Genomic DNA, 23,335 nt, shown 5'->3' on the forward strand with positions numbered 1-23,335 from the left:
CATGATCGACTGGAAGAAGTGTTCTGAAGCACTGCCCGAGGATGCGCAGGAGTGCATCCTCTACAGCGACACCGCCGACGCCGTGATTGGCCCCATCGCGTGGAGCGCCAGCATGGGCGGCTGGCTCGACATCTTCGCAACGCCCGAAGCTGGCGTCGTCTACAAGCCCGGCGCCGAGCACGGTCCCTCGCACTGGACGCTGTGGAACGAGCCGTGACCAACCATGTCGGAAAGTGGCGCATGACCCGTCAGCTCGACGACGTCTACCTCGACTACATCCGCTCGCAGCCCTGCTGCATCTGCGGCGAGGACACGACGGTGGAGGCGGCACATCTGCGCGTCGGCTCCATCAACGACGACAAGCCGGACACCGGCATGAGCGAGAAGAGCAGCGACAAGTGGGCGCTGCCGTTGTGCGGCAAGCATCACCGCGAGCAGCACACGATGAACGAACTCGAGTTCTGGGCGAGCTACGGCCTCAACCCGTTCAAGCTCGCGCTGACCTATCAGGTGAAGATCGCGAGGCATTGATGGGCCGTCGATATTCGATCTGGGGCCGCGAGTACGGCTCCGACCACGACGTCGAGCTGGCGCAATGTGACAGCAACCCGGAGGCCGTGCGGCGCGGGCTCGAACTGAAGATGTTGACGATCAAGCATGGCCTGTTCGTGCGCGGCCGACGCACCAGCAAGGTGCGCAAATACGTCTATCTGCGGATTGTGGACAACGCGCATGACGGATCTCAACCAACGTCAGGCTGATGCCAACGCCGCCAAGAAGACGGCAATAGATCAAGTCGAGGCCAACGCCAGCGCGGCTTGGTCGAGCCTGATGCTCGATCTGGTGTTCGAGACCTGTGTGAACCGCGAGCAATTCACCGCCGACGATGTCATCGACCGCTACGACGCGATTTCTGACGACAAGCCGGTGACGCACGAGCCGCGCGCGTTCGGGCCGGTGATGATGCGCGCCGCCAAGCTCGGCTGGTGCCGCAAGGCCAACGTCGCGCCGCTGCCCTCGCGTCGCCGGTCACTGCACGCAAGCCCGCGCGCAGTGTGGGAAAGCCTGATCTATGTGAGCGACTGATGCCGCGCCCGTGGATGCCGATGTACTGGGGCGACTACATCGCCGACACCGGCCACCTCTCGACGGTGCAGCACGGGGCCTATTGCCTGCTGATCGCGCACTACTGGCGGTGCGGCTCGCTGCCCACCGACGACCAGCAGCTCGCCAACATCACCGGGTTGTCGCTGTGGGCATGGAAGCGGCAGCGCCCGACCTTGCAGGCGTTCTTCTACGACGGCTGGCGCCACAAACGTGTGGAAGCGGAGCTGGCCAAGCACGAGACGATCAGGGCGAGGAGGGCTGTAGCGGGTAGCAAAGGAGGCACCGTAGCCTCTATCAACCGTTTCAGGCGTCGTTGATTGATTTCACAGCGGATTTTTCAAGCAATTGCTACCCGTTTGCTAGTAGCAAAACAGTAGCTCAACTATACCAACCACAATCACATAGATAACTACTACCTTCTCTGTAGCCGCGAAGGGGTTTGCGAAGGGAGCTTGACGCGGCGCCTCGGCCTATCTCAGAACGGTCCCAACCCTTGGGACCGCAGATGCACACACCCGACGACACGGCAGGCCCGACGGCCGAGCGGTTCCGGCAGGCGGGTGGCTGTTTCACCATCGCAGGCCGGTCTAAATCAATGCGACGGATTGCGATGCTGGACGACGCCCTGGGGCGGGCGTGGATGCGTTCAAAGATCTCGGGTGAGGAATACAGCGCCCTGAAGCGTTACGCGCTCCACTGGCTCGCTGGCGGCCTTCAGGGACCCATCCAGAGTGTCGATCTCAATCGCATCTTCGCGTTCGATCCATCCGCGATGTCGGGACTGGCCAAGACCGAGGCCCAAGCGGACCATCGCATCGCCTACCACGACGCCAAGGCCGCCATCGGCCGCCGCCCCGGATTCGTCGCTGACCAGATCGCCTGCTACGACAGCTCGCTGCTCTCCGTCGGCATCATGCTCGGCTATCACAGTCCCTTCCACGCCCGCCAGAACGCCTGCCAGATCCTCTCGGACGCGGGCTACCGGCTGGCCCGGTTCTGGGGCGACCGCGACCGCAGGTGACCGCGAGAACGGCACCGTTGACAGCGGGGCGTTTTGGACTCAGTTTCTGGTAACCGCTACAGAACCGTCCACCACCTGCTGCGATCCCCTTGCGGATAGGACCGGACACCCCACTAGCGGCGCGCACGAACGCAAACGCCCGGCTCGACACCGGGCGTTTGTCGTTTCTGTCGCTTTTGTCGTTTCAGTCGCTGTCGCGCATCTGCTCGAACAGCGCGCGGACATCCGCGATGCGCAGCCGCGTCTTATCGGGCAGGTGATCCAGCAGGATGTGGCGCTGCCGGGCGGCGATCACATCGCGCTCCAATTCGGTCGGCGCCTTGAAGTAGGCTCTCGCATGTCGGCGAGGAAAGCGCGCGCCACCTTCGGCGGGATCTCGGGGAGCTTCCTCATGCCTTCAGGTCGTCGATGGTCGAGCTGGTCTTGAGCATCAGGTTCAACAGCATCGCGACAGGCGTCGGCACCGGCCACTGACCACTGGCCCAGCGGCGCACGCTGCGCTCCCCGAGCTCTAACTTGGCCGCGAGGCCGACTTGGGTGAAGCCGAGCTTCTCCAGCGCTGCGTTGAACTGCTTCTGGGTCATGCAGCCACCTTGACGTTGAGGTTGAGACGGTCGAGCAGGCGGCAGACAGTCATCGACTGCCAGAGACCGCCGGTCGCGGTGAGGACGTTCCGGGCGTTGAGCTGCTCGGCGATCTGGCGCGAGGGCAGGTGGGCGATGGGCGCCACGATGGCGCGCAGGCCTTCAGCGAAGGCGCTGGAGCGGTCCCGCAGCATTGCCGGGCTGGTCGGCGAGCCGAGCTTCTGGCCGCGCTCCTTGGCCGCCTGAAGGGCCGCCTTGGTACGAGCCGAGATCACCTCGCGCTCCTGCTCGGCGAGCGCCAAGAACAGGTGGAGCTGGAAGTTGTCGGCGTGGGGCATCTCGGCGACCTTGAAGGCCACCTTGCGCGACATCAGGCCCGAGCCGAAGTGAACGTCGCGGGTGAGGCGGTCGAGCTTGGCGACGACAACGGTGCCCTTGGCGAGCCGGGCGGCTTCCAGCGCGGCGGCCAGTTGCGGGCGAAGGTCGAGCGCGTCGGCGCCCTTGCCGGTCTCGATCTCGACGAAGGTCTCGACGATCTCGTAGCCCTCGGCGGCGGCGAAACGGGCGATGCTCGCCTGCTGGGCCTCAAGCCCGAGGCCCGAGCGACCCTGCTTCTGAGTGCTGACACGGATGTAGGCGACGGCGGCTTTCATGGCGTTCCCCTGCTGGACACCATGACCTATAGGCCACCATGGCCGGTCCCGTCAAGGTCCAGCCACGTCATTGATGACCAGCGGTCCCGTTGTGGAAAACGGCGCGTTCCTGTCTTTCTGCTCGACTGTCCACTGAGGGTTTACTCCTACAGGTTGACAGCGCCTGCAAATCAACCCAAACCGGTCGGATTGTGGATGTCGTATCTGAGAATAGCCGATGGCAAGACTTTTGGAGGCGCTTGGTCTCAGCGCAAACCCGTTTGAGCACTATGTCGCTGAAACTGAGCCTGATATCGCGGAATATGCGGTAAAGCCGCCTTACTTCGAAGCAATCGACGCGCGTGCCAAGAACACCTCGTCATACATATTGTTTGGAGATAGAGGAGCGGGGAAAAGCGCAACCCGGCTCACTGTGTTCAAGCAGCTGTGGGCGGCGAAATCCAGAGGTGAGGCCGTGCCATTGGCGGTCAACTTTGTCGATTTCGCTGTGGCGCTGACTGCAAACAAAATTACAAATGCCACCGAGCCCGCTCTGGTTAGTGAAGTAGCGTTCGTGGTGGTCGAAAGTCTGCTGGTCTGGCTCAGTTCTTTGGAAGACGACGACCGCGCTACCTACCAGCAGTCGATGAATGCAGAGGAGCAGGAGCTGTGCTACGCCCTCTTGCGCGACCACTACCTCACCCGACCGCAGGGCAGGCGTGAAAAGTCATCCCGCGAGGCGATGGAGCTTTTTAACCAAGCGTTCGTCTCCAAGAGCAAGCTCTGGGTTGAACAGCGATGGACCGCCGTCACGAGCGTTTTGACAAAAACGCTCCAAGCCTTCGTGGAAGGCCGAACCGGGATAAAGACGGACGTTGCCGGTGACGTCGCGAACTTGTTGAAAAAGGACGAAAACATCGCCTTTGATTCAGTGCTTTTAATCCGCAAATTGGTCGATTTAGCCAAGATATTCGGGTTCGCTGGGATCGTTCTGTTGATCGACAAGGTGGACGAGACAGAGGCCACAACCAACTCTGCGGATCAGACTGCTGCGTTGATCTACCCGTTATTGGCGCGCGTGCAACTGCTCGAGATTGCGGGATTTTCCTGGATATTTTTCCTTTGGAGTCGGATCAAAGGTCTATTCGAATCCACCCAGTATGCCGTTCGCCTCGACAAGATCGGTCATGCAACGGTGACCTGGGAGGACCAGTTCTTCGTCCAGATGCTAAATCGTCGTTTGCAGTACTACTCGAAAGGCAAAGTCAGCCTTCCAGGCCTGTTCGCTCCCGAGACGAACATGCTCAAGGTGCATTCCGAGTTGATTACGGTCTCGATGCGTTCGCCGAGAGAGTTAGTTCGCCTGATGGACGTGATTATTAGGGAGCATGACATCAGCCACTCCGCAAAGGCAGAGACAACTCTACTGACTTCGGAGTCGATGCGGTCCGGCTTGGACAAGTACGTGACAGATACGATCACAGCGGTCTACGGCGAGAAACTTCTCGCGCAAATATTCCGCTTAAATAAGACTGTATTCACAAACAAGGACGTACAGCTCACCTTCAAGATCGGGGCTCCATCTGCGCGGACGCGAATACAATCCTGGGAGAACGCTGGCATCATACGCTTTGATGGAACCCGAGCTGCGGAAGGCACTCAAGGCGGAAAGCCAGCGAACGAGTACAAAATCGTCGACGCGCGGATAGAACGGATCATGCTGTTGCAGCTGATCTCATACACCGACAATCTAGAAGCCGAAGCTGGATTTGATTTTGATATAGATGAGTCGGCGTGATTTGGTCAGCTCGCCGCGCGATCTAGTCGCGTTATGTCGATGCGGCATCGTTCATCGCAGCGCCGCGCGTGCGATCTTGCCGACGCCCTCGACGACGTGGCGCATGCAATGGGCGCTGACGCTGTCGAGCGTGATGCCGCCAGTCTCCAGCAGCACGCGCGCCTTGGCGAGGTCGGGCTCGGGGAAGACGGTGAGCGGGTAAGCCTCGGCCCATTGCGCGATCTTGTGCAGCGCCTGCTGGAGGTCGTCCACGCGCTCGGCGAGCTTGGTGCAGGCATCGAGCCGAACGTCGGCATTGTTGACCGCCTCGGCGATCTCGGTGCCGATCAGCATGGCGTGCTCGCAGGCCAGCATCACGGCCTTGTCGGCCATGAGCCATCTGGGACGCGGTTGACGTGCAGTCGCATTGGTTGTCCTCCCTTGGTCGCAATAGTTCTTACAACACAAGGTTCTAACATGATCCCGCCGGACGTCACTGCCACGATCAAGGCCAAGCACCCGACCGCAGTGCTGTACGAGCACGACGGACGCTACACGCATGGCTTTGCGGTCGAGCTGAACGGCGAGCGGACCGGCTGGCACATGCAGAACACGCCGCAGGGCTGGGCGCGGGTGACCGAGGCTGCGCTGGCATGGCTGGATGACATCGCCGAGCCTACCCATGCGTCCACGAGCGGAGCGCACTGAGATGGCGCCGTTCGCACAGCAGCGTCTGCCAGCTCACCTGAAGCCCGGCATGGGCCGACCGAGTGAGTACAAGCCCGAATACTGCGAGATGGTGATCGAGGCGATGGCGCGAGGCTTGAGCCTGACGGCGTTTGCGGGGATGATCCGGAAGAGCCGGGACACGGTGTACCAGTGGGTGACAGTCCACCGCGACTTTGCTGACGCGGTGTCTCGCGCCCGCTCTGCTCGGACGCTCGCCCTGGAGGAGAAGCTGCTGCGCAGCCGCAAGGGTGCCGAGACCACAGCAGCCATGTTCGCGCTGAAGAATGCACAGCCGGACGAGTGGCGAGACCTGAAGCACACTGAGACGACGCATCTGCATGCGATTGCTCAGCTAACTGACGCTCAGCTCATGGCCATTGCCAGCGGCAAGGTCGGCGACCTGGGCGACAGTGTGATCGATGGGACGTGCGAGCGTGTCGATCCGCAACAGGGTAACGGACGTTAGCCTGTTGCAGGCCATGATGGCCTAGTGATGGTACACCCTATAACTCTTTGATCGTGCTTGGCTTTCCCTCGCGTGAGGGGGAGGGGCAGGCGCGCGACAGGTGGGGAGGGGGAGGGGAAATTTTTTTGGATAAGCATGCTTATTTCTGCACCCACCCACCTAAACCCGCCACCCCCAACAACTCCACCCGTCATTTCTGAGCCGGTCCCATCCATGAAGCCTCCGATCTGCCGAACCTGCGGACAGGCACACTGGTCGCGCCTCTGCACGGGTGGTGACGAAACCCCGTCACACGATGTGACGGAGACCGTCACATCGAAGCCTGTTGTGACGCAAGCCGTCACACCCCGACTGGTCGCACCCTCGCAACTCGCTGCTGCCCAAGCCGAGGTCCAGGCGCTCCGCGCCGAGGTGGTGATGCTGAAGCAGAAGCTCGCCGAGGCAAACCGGGTGCCGACGACATCGACGGAGCGCATGAAAAAACTTCGCGCCAAGAGGAGATCCACATGACCACGTCCGTCACTGTCCGCGTCAGTGGCAAGTACCGCGCCTATGTCGTACGGAACGACGACCCCCCGGTCGTGATCGAGGGCAACTACAATAGCGGGCCGGGCGAGCATGTCTTCTATCTGCCGCATCCGGCGCACGCGACCTTCACGGTGAGTGAAGAGGCGGTCGCTGATGGAGATGAGCGTTGAAGCTCACCTAGGCACAGGCCAAGCAGCTCTCGCGCAAGGGCAAGCAGCTCCTGCGCGCTCACAAGGGTCTCCGCGTCCCCAGCCTGAAGCGGGTCGGGCAGCGTCGGGCGCTAGATGCCGTAATGGGCCCTGCTCCGTGCAAGGGGGCGTGTCCTCATACCCCCCGCGCCGCAGATCAGGGGCGCGTATGAGGTCCGCTGTGCCCCTGATAGCGGTGCAATAGCGGATCTCACCAGAGGTCCGAGTTGGGCCAATAAGCGCCATAGATCAGAGCTGACGGCTCAGTCAGCGGGGATCGTAAACTGGAAGAGAGCACCTCGCGGCTCGCACCTGGTCGCCGACAGCCGCCCACCATGGGCTTCGATAATTGAGCGGCAGATCGACAGGCCCATTCCCATGCCGTCCGATTTCGTCGTGAACAGCGGGTTGAAGATCCGATCAAGATCCTGCGAGGCGATGCCCTTGCCGCTGTCCGCAACTGCCACCATGATGCCGCTATCCAAAACCTCGGACTTAACGGACAGGATCCGAGGTTCGTCCTCGCCTGCCATCGAATCGATCGCATTCGCGATCAGATTCAACAGCACTTGCTGCAGCTGGATTCGATCCCCTGTTACCTGTCGCACCCGTCGGTCCGTGTCGGTTTGCACAGATATCCTGTGCTTCTGTAGATCACCGCGTAGCATATTGATGGCTTCGTTGATGAGCTCGTTGATGTCGAGCGAGGTTCTCTTTCGGGCGTCGCTCTTGAACATCACTCGAATGCTTTCGATTACCGCTCCCGCGCGATGGCCATTAGCGGCAATTCTCTTGAGCGCGTTCGTTGCGTTATCGATATCGGGTATCGAACGATCAAGCCATTGCACGGCCGCATCGGCACTCGTTATCATCGCGGTCAACGGCTGCTTGATCTCGTGCGCCATTGCGGCCGCTACCGCATCTCCGGTCATCAGCCGCGCATCGCGCTCGCGACGTTGGGCGAGGTTCGCACGCAGCAGTTGCCCATAGAGCGCCGTTATCTCGTACAGCAGAACAAAAAGTAGGAGACTCCCAGAGATTAGGCCGTAGATGGTGCCGGCGTAAAAGCCCATGCTGAAGCGGACCGGGACAGGAAAAACGGTCAGAGCGACCTCGATAGCGTACGCACACATCACCACCATCAGCCACAAGTCGAGGACGGAACGCAGCCGCACCCACAGCACAATGAGCGCAGCAACGCTCAACCCGATTTGACAGCCGGCAATATAAACCCGGAGGGTAGAGAAATGGACGGAGTCGAGCATGGTGTGGGGCAATAGCGCCTGCCCCGCTGTGGTAAGAACTGTCGCTGCACATACCAGCGCGCCGGTCAGCGCCGCACCTGAAAGAATGCCTGCAGCCACGGAACCCTGCCATAGCCGCTTGGTTCGATCGGCGTCCTTCAAAAGGGCATAGGCGATGACGAACATCGGAAAGCCGAGTTGCCGCAGGTTGTAAAGCCACTGCGCGGTCTGCAGCCCGGCGCCAAGCAGGCCACTGGGCGCAAACACGCCCGGAAATGTCAGCATCCACGGGATCACGACCAGCGAAGCCAAGAGATATCCACTTGCCAACACAGCAAGGGCGAGCGAGCGCACGATGGCGAACTGGGTAAATAGCAGCACAGCCGTGATCAAATCGGTCACGAACAGCGCCGTGGCATAGATCGGAACGAAGGCATCGATCCGCCCCGGTTGGAACGTCGAGAGCGGCCCAGCTGTGACAAGAAAGGCGAGGATCAAGGCAATCATGACGGCAAGGGCCAGCCGTCTCTGCGCTAGACTTGGCGACAAGGCTGAGAGGATGAAACGCTGTTCCTCTAGGACAGTGGGCGCCGTCTGGTCCATTAGACTGTACTCAGGCACGGAACACACAGAGCTGGGCAGGCAAGCGCCCACACCGGGTGACGAATGCCGATTCCCCCCGATTAAGCGTGGGACAAGCATATCTCCTTTGAACGTGGAGATCGATGTCTGCTTGGGGTCAAAAGCACCGTTTTGGCCACAGCCCGCTCACTTCCGGTCTGCACCGCTAATCGGACGTGCTCGGCTTCGGCAACCGCGCAAAAGGGCCATGTACGGACGTGAAATTCCATCGCGCTACGGCGACCATCTTTCGTGCTCTTCGCGGTAAGCTTACTCGTTGAGGCGGTGGGCGATCTCCTCCGCCATAGGTTCGCTCTCCGCCTCCGCGAGCGGTTTGCCGTCTTGGTCTTGAGAGTCGTTTTGTCGACCCTATCCCTCACCACACGGGTGTTCGGTAAGCGCGAACTTAGGCTCAAGATCGTCCCCAGTTTGCCTCACCACGCTGGCCGCAAGTTGCGGGTCGGCGAAGCCGCTGTCGACTAGGCTAGCATGCCAAGTCAGGCCGGAGCCGACGATCTGAACCGGCGTGATCGCGATTTCCTTCACGGATTCGCAGCCTTGATGGGCTTGGACGGCCGCAAGTACCTTGGCGGCCAGCTCCTCTCGGGTGATCGCAATCTTGCGCATCAAACGGTCTCGAAAGCCAAGTGATTGCCTCTTCAACTGCGCCACAGCCGCGGAAGTTTCGCGTGATTTAGATTTCTGGTGGGCCAGCCCGGGCATAAGTCGTCCTCCCCTCATTGAGCGAACCTCAATGAGATATAATGAGGTAAAGCGCGACCTTACTTCATGGGCCGATGATTTTGGTGGCCCCGACCAGCACGCCAAATACGAAGCTGGTGACAGCAAGGAAAGCGATGAAATGCCAGACGCGATACATGCCGAAATAACCGGCAAACTGCTGGATGGTTGTGGCAACGAACTCCCCGCCCGTCTGGTGGTCTAGGCCGAATTGAGCGGGGAGTCGCTGCGCCGGGCCCCGTCGCATGACCATGCTAAGAACGTGCCAAGACAGTGGTGTGAAACTGCCCGACCCAGGTTAGTTCAAATCGATCTTATCCAACGGAAGCCGGAGCTCTGCCGCGCGCTCCTTGCGGTCCTTCTTTCGGAACTCGCGTTCCTGTTGTTCGAACCGAGCCAACTCTTGTTGTGCAGCCTCCAGTAAGTTGTTGCGCCGGTCAGCATTCACTGGCGCGTTTTCCGTCATGGCCCACTCCCTACTCGCGGTATCGCATCCTAGACAAGGACGGTCCCCCCGGGAAGGGTCAGAGTCCCTATACTACATATTTATGACGGCGGGTTCCCGGCGAAGCTTGAGTTTACTTTCGGTGGCGGATCGCAAGAGGGCTGTTATCGGACGTCAGCAATTCCTAGACCGTCCACACCGAAGTGGGGCCTTTGCGCGACCTTTCCTCTCACAACATCTCGGCTGAAGGTCAAGCGGCCTTCCTGAAGCTGATGGGCAAGCGCTGAAAGACTGATCGATGGACCCGTTGTCTCTGTTGCGCGAGCGTTTCGCGCAACCGGACGGCGCTGCATTGCAGGCCGCGCAGTATCAGGACCTGCTGGCGCGCGCGCAGCAGGCTGACGCGCCGAAAAAATCAGTGTTCGACTGGTCCGGTGTCGGCGAAGCGATGCCCGAGTCCATCGGGCGCGGGAAAATTCTCGACCCCATCGTCAATTCGGCAATGTCGATGGCGACGCTGCCCAAGCGCGCGATGGAAAGCTCGCAGCGCATGGTGGAGACCGGTCAATACGATCCGGCGCCAATTCTTGAGGCGGCGATGCTGCCGATGGGCGGCGGCGCGATGGGTGCGCCGATGAAGGCGGGCGAGGCAGTGCTCGGCGCCGGGCCGATCAAAAAACTGTTCGACTATTCCAAGCTCGGCGAGGTGCCCAACGTCCCGCAGTTCGATCTGCCGCGAAACATCCCGCCCCGTGGCGTGCCGCAACGAACGCTCGATGTCGTCAACGATCCGACCGTGCGCCAGAAAATGCTGGAGGTGATCTCGCAGGGCAAGGAGATGGGCGGCGCCAACTGGTACAACGCCGACCCGCTGCGCGAAGCCTTCGTGAACGAGCTGGGCAGCTCGGGCGAGGGCGCGTTTCGAAAATACATGGACATGGTCGCCGCGACCTCGCCACGCTCCGAGGTTGGCGCCAACGCGCGCAATGCGTCATATTATTATGGGCGCGCAATGCGCGGTGAGGACATGCCCGAGGTCGGCACGCCGAACCCGCAACCCTATGGCCATCTGGCGCAGCGGCTGCACCAGATGAATGCTGAGCGGGTCGCAGCCGGTGGCTGGGACGCGCTCAACAATCCAAAGCCCGCATCGTTCGTGGAAAATCTGACGGGCAACCAGCAGCCGGTCACGGTGGATACCCACGCGTTTCGCCTGCCCGCGATCCTTGCGCGCGATCCGCGCTTTCTGGAGACGGCATTTCAGGTCGGCAAGGATGCGCCGAAGCAGAACATCCCGAAGATGCTGGAGAGCGGCGAGATCTCGATGGAGGACGCCGCCAGCCGTCCGGCGTTCTGGCAGGCGCAGCCGAAGGCCAATGAATATGCGGCGATGGAGCGTTACTATCAGTCGCTCGGCAAGGATCTCGGGCTGACGCCTGCACAGACACAGGCGTCAGCGTGGGTCGGTGGCGGCAAATTGACCGGGCTGGCCTCCGACGAGAGCAAGCCGTTCCTGCGGTTCTTGGAGGACCGCATCGAGAAGACTGCGGAGAAGCGCGGCGTCACGACCAAGCAGGCACTGGCCGATTTTATTCGGGGTCGAGAGGCTCTGTATTCCCTAGCGCCTCTTGGCGCGCTGCCTCTGCTGCGGCCTCAAGAGCGTCAGTAACCAGAAACTCGGTGGCGCCGAGCTTGGCCCAGTCGTCGAGCGTCAGTTCGGCGACGACGTCACCGTCCCGCATCAGCACGACCCAGTTGTGCTCGCCCTTCCAGTGCATCCGCGTCGTCCACATCGTCGTCTCCATCTGCGTCATTTTGGGGCCGTGAAGAATAGCAACCGGGCCACCGCCGATCCGCCGGTAAAACTCATCCTCTTCGTCCTCGGTGTAGGGCGGCTCGCTGAAGACATGCTTGCCGTTCTCGTCGTAGACCTTGACCATCGTCGTCTCCTTATCGATGCAGTTCTTCTCGGATGACACGACGCATCTCTTCCTCGCGCTGGCGGTCGCGCTCCGCGAGAAACGATGTGAAGAGCTTCCAGCCCCACACCACCGCAATGAGCGTCGCGACCGGCGCCGCAAACTGTTCAAAGGCCGCGTAAGCCAGCACGAACACCAGCGTGACGATTCCGAGGACAGTCTCGGGGTTGTTCACGCAATAATAGATCAGGCTGGCAAGCGTGATGGCGCCCCAGATGCTGGTGGCAATGATGGTGACGACGGTATCGGTCTTGCTGCGCAACATCTTGTTCAATTGGTACTCGAATTTGCCCGGCATGGCTGGTCCCCTGTTAAAGGGGCGACGCTACCACCTTTCGCAATGATTGCGACCCTACGACACTACCACCCCCCGGAGATCTGATTGGTCCTCATCACGGCGGGCGATGCTGCGTCTGAGATTCTCCGACGCAAGCAAGTCCGCAACTCGCTGAACAATTGGTGTGAGGCCAATGGATACCAACCGGCAAAGCATCACCGGCTCCTGATCGCAAAACTGGAAGCGGTGGCGCGCGGCGAGATCGAACGTCTCGCGGTGTTCATGCCACCAGGTTCTGCCAAATCGACCTATGCCAGCATCCTGTTTCCGCCGTGGCTGCTCGCACAGATTCCGACCGCGCAATTGCTCGCGGCCTCGCACACCACCGAACTGGCAGAACGTTGGGGCCGCCGCGTCCGCAATCTGATCGCCGACAACAAATCGATCCTCGGGCTCGAACCCACCGAAGACAATCAGGCCGCAGGGCGCTGGGCGCTCAAGACCGGCGGCGAATACATGGCGGCGGGCGCCATGACCGGCATCGCCGGTTTCCGCGCGCTGTTCGGTCTGATCGACGATCCGATCCGCTCGCGCCAGGACGCCGACAGCATCTTGGTGCGGGATCGTTTGTGGGACTGGTACCTCAACGACTTCCGGCCTCGGCTCATCCCGCGTGCCCGGCAGATCCTGATCCAGACCCGCTGGCACGAGGACGACCTCGCTGGCCGCTGTCTCAATCATCAGCACTGGGAGGTGCTGAGCCTTCCGGCGCTGGCCAAGAGCGACGACGCGCTCGGACGTTCGCCCGGTGAGCCGCTGTGGGGCGATGACGATTACGGCTACGGCGAACAGCTGCTCGGCTTGCAGAACACTACGCCGCCTCGGGTGTGGTCGGCGTTGTATCAGCAGGAGCCGACGCCGGACGAGGGCGACTACTTCAAGGAAGAGTGGCTCCGACCGATCGACATCATGCCGAGCCCGAAATTCTTGCGGATCTATGGCGCGAGCGATTACGCGGTGACGCAGGACGGCGGCGACTTCACCGTGCACGTCGTGTTCGGTGTCGATCACCTCAACAATCTCTATCTGCTCGACGTCTGGCGCGCGCAAACCTCGGCCGAGAAATGGGTCGAGGCGTTCTGCGACCTCGTGCAGAAATATCGCCCGCTGGAGTGGGCCGAGGAGCTGGGCCAGATCCGCTCGGGCATCGGGCCGTTCCGCGACAAGCGGATGCATCAGCGCCGCCTGCACGTCAATTGCACGGCGTTTCCGACGCGCGGCGACAAGGCGGTGCGGGCACGTTCGATCCAGGGCCGCGTCGCGCTCGACGGCCTGTTCTATCCGAAGAACGCGGTCTGGGCCGCCGACTGGCTCGCCGAGATCCTGAATTTTCCAGCCTCCAAGCACGACGACCAAGTCGATGCGATGGGCCTCAGTGGCCAGTTGCTCGACATCATGGTCTCAGGCCGCGCCGAGAAGCCCGACGCCATGAAGCTGCCCGACGACGGCTACCGCCGCAAAACCCCGAAGTCTGTGGACCCGATGACGCTATGAGGCATCATGCTCTCGCTTGACAACAAGGTGGACGAGTATGTCGGCGATGCGGAGACCGACAAGCTGACGCTGCGTCGTCGCGAGTTCGAGGACTATCATTCCTCCAAGTCGCGCGAGATCGATGAACAGCGCAATGCGTGGCGCTACTATCACATCGATCAGTGGACCGGCGACCAGTTGAAGATCCTGAAGAAGCGCGGCCAGCCGCCGCTGACATTCGACCGCACCGGCCGCAAGATCGACAGCCTGGGCGGCACCATCCGCCGCCTGCGCACTGACCCGAAATGCTTCCCCAACACGCCGAACGGCGAGGAGGGCGCCGAGGTCGCCACCCAAGTGATCCGCACCATCTGCGACGCCTCCGACATCGAAGACCTTGAGGTCGAGTGCTGCAAGGACGCGCTGGTGCACGGCTTCGGCGTCGATGAGCTGATGCTGGTCGAGGGCGACAAGGGCGATCCCGATCTGCGCTTCCAGTATGTGGAACCGAAGACGTTTTTCTACGACCCACGCTCGCTGCGCAGCCATTTCGGCGACGGTCGCTTCCACGGCGTCTACAAATGGGTCGATCTCGACGAGCTGGAGATCTTCGGCCCCGAGGTCATCGACAAGGTCAGGGACAGCCTCAATAACGACGGCGGCTACTGGACCGCGTTCGACACCGACCGCGAGACGCTGTGGGTGGACAGCCGCAAGCGTGTTCGCCTGATCGACCACTGGTACAAGCGCGGCGCAATCTGGCGCTGGTGCCTGCACACGGGCACCGCCGAGATCATGAGCGGCGACAGCCCGTTCTTCAATCCGCGCGCGATGTCGATCTCAAAATTCAACGCCTTCGCCAACATGATCGACATCGACGGCGACCACTACGGATTTATCCGCCGCCTGCGCGGGCCGCAGGACGCGATGAACCAGCACAAGAGCAAAGCCATCCACCTGATGAACACGCGGCAGATCAAGGTCCGCGAGGGCACCGTGGATGACATCGAGGTGACCCGGCGCGAGGCCTCGCGCGCCGACGGCACGCTGGTCTATCGCGGCGTCAAGGAGGATCTGGAGATCCTGTCGCCCGACCAAGAGTTTTTGCAGCAGACCACCTACTACAAGGACGCCAAGGACGAGATCGACAGCTTCGGTCCCAACCAGCAGCTCATTCAGCAGTTCGGCCAGAACGTCTCGGGCCGCGCAGCATCAGCGTTGCAGCAGGCCGGTCTCGCCGAGCTGGGGCCGTTCCTGAAGAATTTCCGGATGTGGAAGCTGTCGCGATACGAGGCGGCCTGGTGCGCTGCGCAGCGTTACTGGACTGCCGAGCGCATGCTGCGCGTCACCACCGACCAGCAGGTTGCGCAGTTCATGCAGATCAACGGCGTCGCGGTCGATCCCAAGACCGGCCTGCCGACCTTGGTCAACATGCTCGGCAACATTGATGTCGAGATCCGCGTCGATGAAGGCCCCGACACCGAGACGGTGATGGGCGACGTGTTCGACCTCTTGATGGCGCTGGCGCAGAACAAGGTGCCGGTGCCGCCGCAGGCGATCATCGAGGCGTCGGCGCTGCCGCTGTCCGAGAAGAAGAAATTGCAGGCGATGGTGGCGCAGAACGCGCCGCAGCAGCAGATGGCCGAGCAGTTGCAGTTGCAGGGCGCAGCCGCGACCGTCCAGAAGACGCAGGCCGAGACCGCCAAGCTCAACGCCGAGGCGGGCAAGGCCCAGACCGGCGGCCTGCTCAACATGGCCAAGGCGCGCACCGAAGGCATGCCGGGTGCGCCGCCCGAACCGAAGTCTCCGCTCGACATCGCCGAGCAGCTCGCGGACATCAACGAGAAGAACGCCACCGCCATGCACAAGCGGGCGACCTCGGCGGGCATCGAGCACAAGGCGCTGCTGTCGCCATTGCAGCTCCTCGCCCAGCACGCCCAGCAGAACGCCGAGCGCGCCTCGTCGGATCTGCATCAGCACCTCGACCGTGGTCTGGATGATTTCCACCGCACCGAGGACCGCGCGCTCGATCACTTCCACCGCATGAAGGACCGCGAAGTGGCGCGGCAAGTGCGGGCCAATTCAGTTTAGTGCGCCGTCAGGGGCGACATCCTGACCACGCCGCCGTGAGCGACATCACGGCCACGCCGCTGCGAGCGACATCGCAGCCACGTTGCCGGACACGATAGAGCCGGGGAGACCACGACATGACGGACACGACCCAAGGCGCAGACGCGCCTGACGATGCTGCGTTGTTCAGTGAAGCAACCGGCACCACCCTTGAAGAGTTTGAGAACCCGAAGCTCGAAGACCCCAAGCCCGCCGACACGCCTGCGGACAAGCCCGCAGACGAGCCGGTCGAGAAGCCCACCGAGAAACCCGCCGAGCAGGAGCCGCCGATTCCGGCGGGCCGCCTGCGCGAGGAGAGTGAAGCCCGGCGCCGTGCCGAGCGTGAGCGCGATGATCTCGCGGCACGTCTCGCTGCATTGTCGCGCTCGCAGCCGCAGCAACAGCCGGCGCCGAAGAAGCCCGATGTGTTCGAGGACGCATCCGGCTTTGTGAAGGCAGAGGTTCAGCCGCTGATCGAGCAATTCCGGCAGGAGTTGCAGGTGCAGCGCGAGGCCATGTCGATGGACATGGCGGTGCAGCGGTTCGGCTCCGAGATGGTGGTGCATTCCCGACAGGCGCTCGAACAGGGCATGCAGCGCAACGACCCGATGGCGTGGGCGACCTACAATCGCGCCATGCAGAGCCACGATCCCTACGGCGTGATCGCCGGATGGTTTCATGAGCGGGTCGTGTTGCACGAGGTCGGCGGCGACCTGACAGCCTTCCGTAAGCGCGAGCGCGAGGAAGCGTTGAAAGATCCGGAGTTTCTGAAAGCCGCTCTCGAACACGCCAAGGGTCAGGCCAGCGCAAGCGGGTCGTTCACCAATCAGTCCGTCAAATCGTCGGTCCCCAAGATGCCATCGCTCGGCAACATCGGGGCAGCGGGTGGAGACACCCAACAGGTTGAACCCTCAGAACTCGAATTGTTCCGGGCCGCAACGACAGCAAAGCGGCGCTAGAACTCTGACGGCATCGCGCACGCGCGAGCCGTAGCGCCGCGACCCCATGGGGTGCGGCAATGCTTACGAACAATCACGTCGCCAATGAACTGATCAAATTCCGCCGTCAGGTGATTTCTGACTTCCTGCGGCGCTCCCGCTTTGACCCCTTCATGGGTGAAAGCTCCACCTCCGTCATCGTGCGGCTCGCCGATCTGGAAGCAGACGGCAAGCAGATCAACATCCCGCTGGTCAATCAGTTGACCGGTGACGGTGTCGGTGCTGGCACGCTGCGCGGCAATGAAGAGCAGCTCGACAGCTACGGCTTCCCGATCTGGGCCGACTGGGGTCGCAACGCCGTTGCGAACAACCGCGCCTCGAACAAGGAATCGAGCTTCAACGTGCGCTCGACCGCGCGCGATCTGTTGCGCGGCTGGGGCCGTCGCATCGTTCGCGACGATCTGACCGACGCGCTGTTCTCGATCCCGACCGGCGCCGTGCAGGCCGGTCGCTTGCAGACCCCCGGCAACCGCGTCAACGGCATCAAGTGGAAGGACGCCACCACCGCGAACAAGAACTCGTGGGTGCAGTCCAACTACGACCGCGTGCTGTTCGGCGCTCTGGTCGGCAACTACACCCCCGGCGGCACCTTCGCCTCCGGTATGGGCAACATCGACGCGGTCGGCGATCTCATGACCGCTGGCATCGGTTCGCTCGCCAAGCAGCTTGCGAAGCAGTCTGGCGTCGATCCCGCCAACCCCGGCAGCTACAACGGTCGTCCCAAGATCACGCCCTGGGAGATCGAGGAGCTGGACGAGGAGATGTATGTCTGCTTCCTCGGTGACCGTGCGTTCAAGTCGCTGCAAGCCGATCCTGTGATGTATCAGGCCAACCGCGATGCTCGCTCGCGCGAGAACAACGCGGTCAAGACCAACCCGATCTTCACGGGCGGCGCGTTGCAGTATGACGGCATCCTCTACAAGAACATTCCCGAGATCACCCAGCGGCTTCTGCTCAAGGGTGCGGGCACCGTCGGCAACGTCGATGCCGAGCCGTTCTTCCTGTGCGGTCAGGCGGCAATGGCCTATGCGATGGGCCAGATGCCGCGTCCGACCACGCTGGAGGACGGCGACTACGACTTCGTCACTGGCCTCGGCATCGAGACCCAGTACGGCGTCGGCAAGATCGCCAAGAACCCGCAGTCGTCCTCGCTGGCGCCTGCGTCGGATCTCGGCACGCTGGTCGATTGGGGCATGGTGACGGGCTTCGTCGCTGCACCGCCTGCGGCCTGATCAACGGGGGTGGCGTTAAGCGCCACCCCTTCTTTTTTGGGCATCGCAATCCGCGAGCCCGTACCCGGAAAGGGAAACGACCATGGCTTATCGTAAGGATTTCGGCCAGCCGCAGCAGGGCGGTCAGGGCTTCGCGCGCACCCAGAAGGCCTATGGCCGCAAGGTGAACCTCTCGGTCGCCGATCTCGGCGCCACCAACAACGTCGTCGGCATGTTCATGATCCCGCGCGACTTCGTCATCACCGGCATGATCGGCCCGGCTGTGCCTGCGCTCGGCACCGCGCTGGTGCTGTCCATCGGCGATCCCAGCTCACCGACGCGCTATCTGTCGGGCTCGACCATCGGCGCGGCCGGTGGCGCGCTGCCCGCAATGGCTGCGACCGGTCTGTTCTTCCGCACCTTCGCCGACACTGAAGTGCAGTTGCTGATCGCGACGCAGTCCTCGGCGCCGGTCGCAGGCATTCTGGAACTGTACTTCACCGGCTTCATTCTCTGAGCGTGGTGTTTCACGGGAAACCAAGGACAACGACAATGACTCAAAAAGTGTCGGTGACGTACAAGGCGCCGCCCGGCGACGCCAAGGTGACGGAGGCTTACGGCCACACCTTCTTCGACGGCAAGCCTGAAGACATCGAGGTCGATGACGACACGCTCGCCAAGATCAAGGGGCACCCGTGCTTTCGCACTGGCGGACCCGAAGACGCTGCCAAAGACAAGGCCGGTGGCCACAAGGGCACCGACAAAAGCGAAAAAACCCGCGCCTAAGAAGGCCGGTAAACCGAAGAAGAGGGGCCGCTAGTCGGTCCCTTTTTTCGTGGGGAGCCCGATGTCGCTGACGCACACCTCGGAAGAGCTGATCAACAAGGCCGCCGCGATCCTCGGCAAGTTTGTGCCCGGCGAAGCCTTGGGTGCCGTCGAGCACGACACCATCGAGCGCGCGATCAACGACGTGCTCGCCGAGGTCGGCAAGATCGTCATCATCGACCGCGAGCAGATCCCCAACATCTATTTCGAGACCACGGCGCGCATCCTCGCGATCTACGCGGCCAGCGAGTTTTCCAACCAGCCGCTCGATCTCGGCGCCGTCGCCAGCCACGAGATGCGGCTGCGCTACCTCGTGGCCCAGACGCCCACCTACGAGATCCTCCGGACGGTTTATTTCTGACATGGTCGATGTCCCGCTCCCGGCACTCAGCGCGCCTGGCAGGCTTCCGCAGGCCGCTGGGGGCCGCCTGATCAACTGCTACCCGGAGAAGCTCCCGGCGACCGCTGGGAAGCCGTTTGCGTACTGGCGCACGCCGGGACTCCGTCCATGGGGCACCTCGCCGGGAACGAACTGGCGGGGCGCGCTGCTCGTTGGGAGCCTGATCTACGCGGTGATCAACAACACCGTCTATTCCTACCCGGCGACCGGCGGGCCCGGCACCGCGCTGACCGGCACCGTGCTCGGCACCCGCCCGGTGACCATGGCGCGCAACAACAAGACCCCGTCGCCCGACGTCGTGATCGTCTCGCCCGACGACGGCGCCTTCTACATCAACCCGGCGACCCCGACCGCTGTGGTGTCGTATCCCGACCTCGACGTCGGCATCCCCAACGCGGTGGTGTTCCACCGTTCGTTTTTCATCTTCACCTACGGCAACGGCCAGACCCGGTCGTCGGACCCCAACTCGACCAACATCAACGCACTCAACTTCGCCAACGCCGAGAGCAAGCCCGACACGCTGTACCGTCCGGTTCCGCTCGGCAACGGCCAGCTCCTGCTGTGCGGCTCGACCACGCTGGAAGTCTGGGGCGGCACCGTCAACGACACCGGCTACCCCTTCAACTACATCTCGACCATCGCGCGCGGCATCGTCGGCCCCTACGCCATCGCCGGGCATGACGACGGCTTCGGCAAGGGCATCTTTCTGGTCGGCGATGATTTCCGGGTCTCAAGGCTCGACGCCTATACGCCGACGCCGGTCTCGACCAATGAACTCGATCTGTTGATCGAGGCCGAGCCCGACAAGACCGTGATCTCGCTCTCGGTCTATGTCAGCCAAGGCCATGGCGTCGTGGTGGTGCAGGGGCCCGCGTGGTGCTGGGAGTACGACACCACGCTGCTGACGTGGCACGAGCGCAAGTCGCATCTGGTGGACTACTGGCGCGGCTACCTGCCGCTCGCCGCGTTCGGGATGTGGATCTGCGGCGACAAGAAGAGCGGCAACCTCGCCGTCATCGACGGCCTGAAGAACACCGAGTTCGGCAGCAACGACGTCCAGACTGTCACCATCACGGGCACGCCAACCGGCGGCACCTTCACGCTGACATCCGACGGACAGACCACGGCAGCGATTGCGTTCAACGCCACCGCTGCGCAGGTGCAGACGGCCTTGCAGGCGCTGACGCGCATCGGCGCCAACAACATCGACGTCACGGGCGGCCCGCTGCCGGGGGTTGCTGTCGCGATCCGGTTCAAGGACGCTCTGGCGGCCAAGCCGATTGCGCTGATGACCGCGACCGGCGCGCTGACCGGCGGCACCGCGCCCGCTGTCGGCGTCGCCCATACCGTCACCGGCACGCTTGGTGACCCCATGCTGATCGTGATCGAGACCGGCCCGATGGGCGCATTCCCGGCGCCGATCCGCATCAACGCCATCGAACTCTATCTGACCAAGGGCGTCGGCCGCGCCACCGGCACCGACCCACTGGAGACCGACCCTGACATCTCCATCGCGATCTCGCGCGACGGTGGCCAGAACTGGAGCAATCCGCGCGTGGTCAAGATCGGCCGCCAGTCGCTGACTGACGGGCGCGTGCGCTCGGCGATCTGGGGGCAGGCGCAGAACCAAGGCGTGCGCTGGCGCCTGCGCGAGAGCGCGCCGCTGTCGTTCGCGTTCATGGGCATCGACATGCAAGTGGACCCGTTGCGATGAAGATCAATCTGCCGTCGCAGGCCGTGCCCGTCGATACCGATCAGGGCGTCGATCCGGTCTGGTACGAAAAGCTGCAACAGATCGCCGAAGGATTTGGTCGCGGCCTGTTGCTGAACACGGCGACGACCGGCTTCAGCTACATCCCGACATGCGCGGGGGCGCCGACCGGCATTCCGGTGCCGCAGTCCGGCTTCGTGCCGCTCGTGTTCGACATCACCAACAACAAGCTTTGGATTTACAACGGCGCTTGGAAGGGCGTCGTGCTCACGTAGGAGCGCGCAATGGCTGGTTTCTTTGACACGCTATTCGGTGGCGGTGCCGAAGCGGAGGCGGCCGAGAAAAACCGCGCACTCGCGTCGGGCTACAACACCGATGCGATGGGCTATCTCAAGAGCGGCTACGACACCGGCACCACCAACATCAACAAGGCGATCTCGGCTTACGATCCGCTCGCGTCTCTCGCAGGCAAATACAATCAGGCTGGCGATCTCTATCTCAACGCTCTCGGCGTCAACGGACCAGGCGGCAACGCGGCGGCCTCTGCCGCCTTCCAGAATGCGCCCGGCTATACCGGCGCCGTCACCGCCGGGCTCGATGCGATCAACCGGCGTCGCGGTTCGAGCGGAATGTATGACAGCGGCAACGCCGACGAGGACGCACTGACGTTCGGCCAGAACCTGCAAAACCAGCAGTACAACACTTGGCTGCAAAATCTCGCGGGCGCCGGTCAGACCGGCGTCGGCCTCGCGGGCAATGTCGCGACAGGACAGGCGACCGGCTACGGCAACCTCGCCAATCTCGCCAGCAACTACGCGCAGAACCAGACCGGCGTCGCAGGCAGCGTGCTCAACGCCAACACCTCGGCGAACACCTTGCAGGCGCAGGGCGAGGCCGCAGGCGCCAAGAACCTGCTCGGCGCCGGGCTGTCGCTCGCGGGCTTGGTGGCAGGCGGCCCCATCGGTGGCGGCCTCGGCAGCCTGCTGGGCTCGTCGGGCCTCGGCGGCGCGGTGTCGGGCATGGCCTCGAACGGCCTCGGCAGCCTGCTCGGCAATAACTGGCAGGCGAACAATCCCGGTCGGTTCGCCAGCAGCTATTACGGCCCGGTTGCAGCATAGGCGACGCCATGACGATCTCACCGATCTCGTTCCCGACCTATCAGGTGAACTCGGGCGTGGACCCATCGATGTGGTCTTCGCTCGGCAACCTCGGCAAGATCTACCAGCAGGGTCAGCAAGACCGCTTGAAGCAGAGCACGCTTGCCGCGCTCGGGCCCGACGCCGCACGCAATGCCAATCTGCTGATCGGCTCCGGTCATCCGGATCTCGCCACCATGGGTCTGAACATGCAGACCCACCTGCAAGATCAGGCGCGCGAGGACCGGCGCTATGACATCACCGATCAGCGCGCCAACCGTGCGCTCACCATCCAGGAAAATCAGGAGCGTCGCGCGCAGGAGACGTTCGACGAGGACACGCCGGAAGGCCGCGCCAAGAAAGTGGTCGCGGCAAAGATCGATCCCAACCTTCCGGCAGCCAAGGAATTTATCCTGACCGGCAAGATGCCACCGCCGCGCGACCCCACGTTTGCGGAGACTGTTGAGCAGCGCAAGCAGCAGGCCATCGCAAACGGTCTCGCGGAAGGCTCGCCCGGCTATCAGTCCTACGTGCTCACCGGCAAGATGCCGCGCGAGGACGCTCAGCCGCTCAGCGCCACCGACAAAAAATTCATCGAGGCCGCCGACGAACAGGTCGTCAACCTCAATGGCGTGGTCGCCAGTCTTCACCGGGCCAAGGCGCTCTCGCCGAAAGCTTATGAGGGGCCCACCGCTGGCGCTCGCGGCTACTTTACCAGCTTCCTCGGCAAGGACAGCGAATTTGGCAAAGGTGGTATTGCCACCGAGAATTTGCACAACGAGGTGCTCGCGAACGCGCTGTCGCAACTCAAGAGCATCTTCGGCGCAGCACCGACCGAGGGCGAGCGTAAAATCCTGCTGGAGCTGCAAGGTTCGGTCAACAAGTCGGATGCTGTGCGGCAGGACATCTACGACCGCGCTATCGGCATGGCGAACATCAAGCTCAACGCAGCCCAGCAGCGCGCCAACGAGCTGCGCGGCGGCACCTACTACAAGCCCGGCGGTGGCAGCTCGACCACCGGGCCTGTCGCAGGCCCCGGCGTGGTCAAAACTCCATCCTTCACCATTGAGTAG

Annotated in this window: 32 protein-coding genes; 24 read left to right on the forward strand and 8 right to left on the reverse strand. The window is 62.6% G+C overall.

All coding sequences use genetic code 11. From position 1 onward, the window contains the following. Position 1 precedes the first annotated feature (1 nt). The 6 genes from ACVJ5M_RS23540 to ACVJ5M_RS23565 all read left to right on the forward strand — a co-directional run bounded on the left by ACVJ5M_RS23540 (position 2) and on the right by ACVJ5M_RS23565 (position 2,128). Positions 2 to 217: a hypothetical protein gene (locus ACVJ5M_RS23540; RefSeq protein ID WP_354100086.1), complete on the forward strand. Its 216-nt coding sequence runs from the start codon at positions 2 to 4 to the stop codon at positions 215 to 217. After that, positions 214 to 531, forward strand: a complete 318-nt coding sequence (locus tag ACVJ5M_RS23545; protein WP_354100087.1) for a DUF968 domain-containing protein — start codon at positions 214 to 216, stop codon at positions 529 to 531. Before ACVJ5M_RS23540 ends, ACVJ5M_RS23545 begins: the two co-directional genes overlap by 4 nt. Further along, on the forward strand, positions 531 to 761 hold the full coding sequence (locus tag ACVJ5M_RS23550; RefSeq protein WP_354100088.1) for a hypothetical protein: 231 nt from the start codon (positions 531 to 533) through the stop codon (positions 759 to 761). The genes ACVJ5M_RS23545 and ACVJ5M_RS23550 overlap by 1 nt, the downstream gene beginning before the upstream one ends. Then, entirely contained in the window at positions 733 to 1,086 is a 354-nt protein-coding gene (locus ACVJ5M_RS23555; protein ID WP_456679395.1) for a hypothetical protein, read from the forward strand. The genes ACVJ5M_RS23550 and ACVJ5M_RS23555 overlap by 29 nt, the downstream gene beginning before the upstream one ends. After that, the gene (locus ACVJ5M_RS23560) at positions 1,086 to 1,424 is read left to right on the forward strand and encodes a YdaU family protein (RefSeq protein WP_354100090.1); all 339 of its coding nucleotides are present in this window, start codon (positions 1,086 to 1,088) and stop codon (positions 1,422 to 1,424) included. Before ACVJ5M_RS23555 ends, ACVJ5M_RS23560 begins: the two co-directional genes overlap by 1 nt. Before the next feature lie 188 nt (positions 1,425 to 1,612). Next, the gene (locus ACVJ5M_RS23565) at positions 1,613 to 2,128 is read left to right on the forward strand and encodes a hypothetical protein (RefSeq protein ID WP_354100091.1); all 516 of its coding nucleotides are present in this window, start codon (positions 1,613 to 1,615) and stop codon (positions 2,126 to 2,128) included. A gap of 389 nt (positions 2,129 to 2,517) precedes the next feature. On the opposite strand, the gene ACVJ5M_RS23570 is transcribed toward ACVJ5M_RS23565, so the two are convergent. Together ACVJ5M_RS23570 and ACVJ5M_RS23575 are read right to left on the reverse strand one after the other, a co-directional pair. Continuing rightward, positions 2,518 to 2,712: a helix-turn-helix domain-containing protein gene (locus ACVJ5M_RS23570; RefSeq protein ID WP_354100092.1), complete on the reverse strand. Its 195-nt coding sequence runs from the start codon at positions 2,710 to 2,712 to the stop codon at positions 2,518 to 2,520. Further along, positions 2,709 to 3,365 (reverse strand): recombinase family protein, encoded by a 657-nt coding sequence (locus ACVJ5M_RS23575; protein ID WP_354100093.1) that lies wholly within the window; start codon positions 3,363 to 3,365, stop codon positions 2,709 to 2,711. The genes ACVJ5M_RS23570 and ACVJ5M_RS23575 overlap by 4 nt, the downstream gene beginning before the upstream one ends. Positions 3,366 to 3,582: 217 nt before the next feature. Between ACVJ5M_RS23575 and ACVJ5M_RS23580 the strand changes: the two genes are divergently transcribed. Further along, a complete protein-coding gene (locus tag ACVJ5M_RS23580) occupies positions 3,583 to 5,142 on the forward strand; it encodes a P-loop ATPase, Sll1717 family (protein ID WP_354100094.1) in 1,560 nt (519 codons plus the stop codon). A gap of 51 nt (positions 5,143 to 5,193) precedes the next feature. Here ACVJ5M_RS23580 and ACVJ5M_RS23585 read toward each other — a convergent pair whose 3' ends face one another. After that, on the reverse strand, positions 5,194 to 5,514 hold the full coding sequence (locus ACVJ5M_RS23585) for a hypothetical protein (protein WP_354100095.1): 321 nt from the start codon (positions 5,512 to 5,514) through the stop codon (positions 5,194 to 5,196). Positions 5,515 to 5,598: 84 nt separating this feature from the next. Here ACVJ5M_RS23585 and ACVJ5M_RS23590 point away from each other — a divergent pair, with 84 nt between their 5' ends. From ACVJ5M_RS23590 to ACVJ5M_RS23605, 4 genes are all read left to right on the forward strand, one after another. Then, positions 5,599 to 5,829 carry a hypothetical protein gene (locus ACVJ5M_RS23590; protein WP_354100096.1) on the forward strand — a complete coding sequence of 77 codons (231 nt, stop codon included), beginning with the start codon at positions 5,599 to 5,601 and terminating at the stop codon, positions 5,827 to 5,829. 1 nt (position 5,830) lies between these two features. Continuing rightward, positions 5,831 to 6,316, forward strand: a complete 486-nt coding sequence (locus tag ACVJ5M_RS23595) for a terminase small subunit-like protein (protein ID WP_354100097.1) — start codon at positions 5,831 to 5,833, stop codon at positions 6,314 to 6,316. Positions 6,317 to 6,643: 327 nt separating this feature from the next. Beyond that, positions 6,644 to 6,826, forward strand: a complete 183-nt coding sequence (locus ACVJ5M_RS23600) for a hypothetical protein (RefSeq protein ID WP_354100098.1) — start codon at positions 6,644 to 6,646, stop codon at positions 6,824 to 6,826. Continuing rightward, entirely contained in the window at positions 6,823 to 7,014 is a 192-nt protein-coding gene (locus ACVJ5M_RS23605) for a hypothetical protein (protein ID WP_354100099.1), read from the forward strand. Before ACVJ5M_RS23600 ends, ACVJ5M_RS23605 begins: the two co-directional genes overlap by 4 nt. A 281-nt stretch (positions 7,015 to 7,295) precedes the next feature. Here ACVJ5M_RS23605 and ACVJ5M_RS23610 read toward each other — a convergent pair whose 3' ends face one another. After that, a complete protein-coding gene (locus ACVJ5M_RS23610; RefSeq protein WP_354100100.1) occupies positions 7,296 to 8,879 on the reverse strand; it encodes an MASE4 domain-containing protein in 1,584 nt (527 codons plus the stop codon). A 387-nt stretch (positions 8,880 to 9,266) separates the two neighbouring features. Then, positions 9,267 to 9,620, reverse strand: a complete 354-nt coding sequence (locus ACVJ5M_RS23615; protein ID WP_354100101.1) for a hypothetical protein — start codon at positions 9,618 to 9,620, stop codon at positions 9,267 to 9,269. A gap of 31 nt (positions 9,621 to 9,651) precedes the next feature. Here ACVJ5M_RS23615 and ACVJ5M_RS23620 point away from each other — a divergent pair, with 31 nt between their 5' ends. Next, positions 9,652 to 9,843: a hypothetical protein gene (locus ACVJ5M_RS23620; RefSeq protein ID WP_354100102.1), complete on the forward strand. Its 192-nt coding sequence runs from the start codon at positions 9,652 to 9,654 to the stop codon at positions 9,841 to 9,843. A 93-nt stretch (positions 9,844 to 9,936) separates the two neighbouring features. On the opposite strand, the gene ACVJ5M_RS23625 is transcribed toward ACVJ5M_RS23620, so the two are convergent. Beyond that, a complete protein-coding gene (locus ACVJ5M_RS23625; protein WP_354100103.1) occupies positions 9,937 to 10,104 on the reverse strand; it encodes a hypothetical protein in 168 nt (55 codons plus the stop codon). 277 nt (positions 10,105 to 10,381) lie between these two features. On the opposite strand from ACVJ5M_RS23625, the gene ACVJ5M_RS23630 reads away from it, so the two are divergent. After that, the gene (locus tag ACVJ5M_RS23630) at positions 10,382 to 11,752 is read left to right on the forward strand and encodes a DUF7178 family protein (RefSeq protein ID WP_354100104.1); all 1,371 of its coding nucleotides are present in this window, start codon (positions 10,382 to 10,384) and stop codon (positions 11,750 to 11,752) included. Here ACVJ5M_RS23630 and ACVJ5M_RS23635 read toward each other — a convergent pair. Both ACVJ5M_RS23635 and ACVJ5M_RS23640 read right to left on the reverse strand, forming a co-directional pair. Next, complete coding sequence (locus ACVJ5M_RS23635; RefSeq protein WP_354100105.1) at positions 11,673 to 12,023, reverse strand: hypothetical protein; 351 nt, start codon at positions 12,021 to 12,023, stop codon at positions 11,673 to 11,675. The two genes, ACVJ5M_RS23630 and ACVJ5M_RS23635, sit on opposite strands and share 80 nt — an antisense overlap. A 10-nt stretch (positions 12,024 to 12,033) precedes the next feature. Then, on the reverse strand, positions 12,034 to 12,360 hold the full coding sequence (locus tag ACVJ5M_RS23640; RefSeq protein WP_354100106.1) for a hypothetical protein: 327 nt from the start codon (positions 12,358 to 12,360) through the stop codon (positions 12,034 to 12,036). 84 nt (positions 12,361 to 12,444) lie between these two features. Between ACVJ5M_RS23640 and terL the strand changes: the two genes are divergently transcribed. The 11 genes from terL (at position 12,445) to ACVJ5M_RS23695 (ending at position 23,335) form a co-directional block, all read left to right on the forward strand. Beyond that, positions 12,445 to 13,893, forward strand: coding sequence for a phage terminase large subunit (gene terL, locus ACVJ5M_RS23645; RefSeq protein WP_354100107.1), 1,449 nt, complete (start codon positions 12,445 to 12,447; stop codon positions 13,891 to 13,893). Positions 13,894 to 13,899: 6 nt separating this feature from the next. Then, positions 13,900 to 15,963, forward strand: a complete 2,064-nt coding sequence (locus ACVJ5M_RS23650) for a portal protein (protein WP_354100108.1) — start codon at positions 13,900 to 13,902, stop codon at positions 15,961 to 15,963. 116 nt (positions 15,964 to 16,079) lie between these two features. Beyond that, positions 16,080 to 16,940, forward strand: coding sequence for a hypothetical protein (locus ACVJ5M_RS23655; protein ID WP_456679396.1), 861 nt, complete (start codon positions 16,080 to 16,082; stop codon positions 16,938 to 16,940). A 59-nt stretch (positions 16,941 to 16,999) separates the two neighbouring features. Then, the gene (locus ACVJ5M_RS23660; RefSeq protein WP_456679397.1) at positions 17,000 to 18,211 is read left to right on the forward strand and encodes a phage capsid family protein; all 1,212 of its coding nucleotides are present in this window, start codon (positions 17,000 to 17,002) and stop codon (positions 18,209 to 18,211) included. An 82-nt stretch (positions 18,212 to 18,293) separates the two neighbouring features. Next, a complete protein-coding gene (locus ACVJ5M_RS23665) occupies positions 18,294 to 18,707 on the forward strand; it encodes a hypothetical protein (RefSeq protein ID WP_354100111.1) in 414 nt (137 codons plus the stop codon). 35 nt (positions 18,708 to 18,742) lie between these two features. Then, complete coding sequence (locus ACVJ5M_RS23670) at positions 18,743 to 18,976, forward strand: hypothetical protein (RefSeq protein WP_354100112.1); 234 nt, start codon at positions 18,743 to 18,745, stop codon at positions 18,974 to 18,976. A 61-nt stretch (positions 18,977 to 19,037) separates the two neighbouring features. Beyond that, a complete protein-coding gene (locus ACVJ5M_RS23675; protein ID WP_354100113.1) occupies positions 19,038 to 19,376 on the forward strand; it encodes a hypothetical protein in 339 nt (112 codons plus the stop codon). Position 19,377: 1 nt separating this feature from the next. Further along, the gene (locus ACVJ5M_RS23680; RefSeq protein ID WP_354100114.1) at positions 19,378 to 21,129 is read left to right on the forward strand and encodes a hypothetical protein; all 1,752 of its coding nucleotides are present in this window, start codon (positions 19,378 to 19,380) and stop codon (positions 21,127 to 21,129) included. Beyond that, entirely contained in the window at positions 21,126 to 21,401 is a 276-nt protein-coding gene (locus ACVJ5M_RS23685; RefSeq protein WP_354100115.1) for a hypothetical protein, read from the forward strand. The genes ACVJ5M_RS23680 and ACVJ5M_RS23685 overlap by 4 nt, the downstream gene beginning before the upstream one ends. A 9-nt stretch (positions 21,402 to 21,410) precedes the next feature. Further along, on the forward strand, positions 21,411 to 22,244 hold the full coding sequence (locus tag ACVJ5M_RS23690) for a hypothetical protein (RefSeq protein WP_456679398.1): 834 nt from the start codon (positions 21,411 to 21,413) through the stop codon (positions 22,242 to 22,244). Positions 22,245 to 22,252: 8 nt separating this feature from the next. Further along, positions 22,253 to 23,335: a hypothetical protein gene (locus tag ACVJ5M_RS23695; RefSeq protein WP_354100117.1), complete on the forward strand. Its 1,083-nt coding sequence runs from the start codon at positions 22,253 to 22,255 to the stop codon at positions 23,333 to 23,335.

The sequence above is a fragment of the Bradyrhizobium sp. S3.7.6 genome (assembly GCF_054061875.1).

What these genes read in the sequence shown, in the direction of transcription:
- ACVJ5M_RS23540 (WP_354100086.1), top strand. Translation starts at nt 2, where the DNA reads ATGATCGACTGGAAGAAGTGTTCTGAAGCACTGCCCGAGGATGCGCAG.
- ACVJ5M_RS23550 (WP_354100088.1), top strand. Translation starts at nt 531, where the DNA reads ATGGGCCGTCGATATTCGATCTGGGGCCGCGAGTACGGCTCCGACCAC.
- ACVJ5M_RS23555 (WP_456679395.1), top strand. Translation starts at nt 733, where the DNA reads ATGACGGATCTCAACCAACGTCAGGCTGATGCCAACGCCGCCAAGAAG.
- ACVJ5M_RS23560 (WP_354100090.1), top strand. Translation starts at nt 1,086, where the DNA reads ATGCCGCGCCCGTGGATGCCGATGTACTGGGGCGACTACATCGCCGAC.
- ACVJ5M_RS23565 (WP_354100091.1), top strand. Translation starts at nt 1,613, where the DNA reads ATGCACACACCCGACGACACGGCAGGCCCGACGGCCGAGCGGTTCCGG.
- ACVJ5M_RS23570 (WP_354100092.1), bottom strand. Translation starts at nt 2,712, where the DNA reads ATGACCCAGAAGCAGTTCAACGCAGCGCTGGAGAAGCTCGGCTTCACC.
- ACVJ5M_RS23575 (WP_354100093.1), bottom strand. Translation starts at nt 3,365, where the DNA reads ATGAAAGCCGCCGTCGCCTACATCCGTGTCAGCACTCAGAAGCAGGGT.
- ACVJ5M_RS23580 (WP_354100094.1), top strand. Translation starts at nt 3,583, where the DNA reads ATGGCAAGACTTTTGGAGGCGCTTGGTCTCAGCGCAAACCCGTTTGAG.
- ACVJ5M_RS23585 (WP_354100095.1), bottom strand. Translation starts at nt 5,514, where the DNA reads ATGGCCGACAAGGCCGTGATGCTGGCCTGCGAGCACGCCATGCTGATC.
- ACVJ5M_RS23590 (WP_354100096.1), top strand. Translation starts at nt 5,599, where the DNA reads ATGATCCCGCCGGACGTCACTGCCACGATCAAGGCCAAGCACCCGACC.
- ACVJ5M_RS23595 (WP_354100097.1), top strand. Translation starts at nt 5,831, where the DNA reads ATGGCGCCGTTCGCACAGCAGCGTCTGCCAGCTCACCTGAAGCCCGGC.
- ACVJ5M_RS23605 (WP_354100099.1), top strand. Translation starts at nt 6,823, where the DNA reads ATGACCACGTCCGTCACTGTCCGCGTCAGTGGCAAGTACCGCGCCTAT.
- ACVJ5M_RS23610 (WP_354100100.1), bottom strand. Translation starts at nt 8,879, where the DNA reads ATGGACCAGACGGCGCCCACTGTCCTAGAGGAACAGCGTTTCATCCTC.
- ACVJ5M_RS23615 (WP_354100101.1), bottom strand. Translation starts at nt 9,620, where the DNA reads ATGCCCGGGCTGGCCCACCAGAAATCTAAATCACGCGAAACTTCCGCG.
- ACVJ5M_RS23620 (WP_354100102.1), top strand. Translation starts at nt 9,652, where the DNA reads ATGAGATATAATGAGGTAAAGCGCGACCTTACTTCATGGGCCGATGAT.
- ACVJ5M_RS23625 (WP_354100103.1), bottom strand. Translation starts at nt 10,104, where the DNA reads ATGACGGAAAACGCGCCAGTGAATGCTGACCGGCGCAACAACTTACTG.
- ACVJ5M_RS23630 (WP_354100104.1), top strand. Translation starts at nt 10,382, where the DNA reads ATGGACCCGTTGTCTCTGTTGCGCGAGCGTTTCGCGCAACCGGACGGC.
- ACVJ5M_RS23635 (WP_354100105.1), bottom strand. Translation starts at nt 12,023, where the DNA reads ATGGTCAAGGTCTACGACGAGAACGGCAAGCATGTCTTCAGCGAGCCG.
- ACVJ5M_RS23640 (WP_354100106.1), bottom strand. Translation starts at nt 12,360, where the DNA reads ATGCCGGGCAAATTCGAGTACCAATTGAACAAGATGTTGCGCAGCAAG.
- ACVJ5M_RS23650 (WP_354100108.1), top strand. Translation starts at nt 13,900, where the DNA reads ATGCTCTCGCTTGACAACAAGGTGGACGAGTATGTCGGCGATGCGGAG.
- ACVJ5M_RS23655 (WP_456679396.1), top strand. Translation starts at nt 16,080, where the DNA reads ATGACGGACACGACCCAAGGCGCAGACGCGCCTGACGATGCTGCGTTG.
- ACVJ5M_RS23660 (WP_456679397.1), top strand. Translation starts at nt 17,000, where the DNA reads ATGCTTACGAACAATCACGTCGCCAATGAACTGATCAAATTCCGCCGT.
- ACVJ5M_RS23665 (WP_354100111.1), top strand. Translation starts at nt 18,294, where the DNA reads ATGGCTTATCGTAAGGATTTCGGCCAGCCGCAGCAGGGCGGTCAGGGC.
- ACVJ5M_RS23670 (WP_354100112.1), top strand. Translation starts at nt 18,743, where the DNA reads ATGACTCAAAAAGTGTCGGTGACGTACAAGGCGCCGCCCGGCGACGCC.
- ACVJ5M_RS23675 (WP_354100113.1), top strand. Translation starts at nt 19,038, where the DNA reads ATGTCGCTGACGCACACCTCGGAAGAGCTGATCAACAAGGCCGCCGCG.
- ACVJ5M_RS23680 (WP_354100114.1), top strand. Translation starts at nt 19,378, where the DNA reads ATGGTCGATGTCCCGCTCCCGGCACTCAGCGCGCCTGGCAGGCTTCCG.
- ACVJ5M_RS23685 (WP_354100115.1), top strand. Translation starts at nt 21,126, where the DNA reads ATGAAGATCAATCTGCCGTCGCAGGCCGTGCCCGTCGATACCGATCAG.
- ACVJ5M_RS23690 (WP_456679398.1), top strand. Translation starts at nt 21,411, where the DNA reads ATGGCTGGTTTCTTTGACACGCTATTCGGTGGCGGTGCCGAAGCGGAG.
- ACVJ5M_RS23695 (WP_354100117.1), top strand. Translation starts at nt 22,253, where the DNA reads ATGACGATCTCACCGATCTCGTTCCCGACCTATCAGGTGAACTCGGGC.